The organism is Dietzia sp. CW19, from assembly GCF_014145265.1.
Lineage (GTDB): Bacteria > Actinomycetota > Actinomycetes > Mycobacteriales > Mycobacteriaceae > Dietzia > Dietzia natronolimnaea.
On the sequence record NZ_JAALEE010000550.1, the window covers coordinates 1 to 245 of the forward strand.

Here is a 245-nt window from a genome sequence, read left to right on the forward strand (position 1 = left end):
CGGTGGTAGGTCTCGCGCGCGGCGAGGCCGTGGACCACCTCGTCGATCATGGGGCGGACGAACCGCGCCCGGTGGGCGGAGTCGGAGGCCGCCGCCGCGGCCAGGTTGAGGGCGGAGAACGCCGCGAGGGTCAGCGCGACGCGCACCAGGGTCACGCTGACGGGCACGCCGGCCAACAGGCCACCCAGGTCCTCCGTCGGCCGCAGCGTCCACCGGGTCTCGGTGGCCTCCGGTATGGCTAACCA

The 245-nt window shown here is 74.7% G+C and carries 1 pseudogene; it reads right to left on the reverse strand.

What is annotated here, in order from left to right:
- Window positions 1-245, reverse strand: a pseudogene (locus tag G6021_RS17620) (hypothetical protein); the annotation flags it as partial.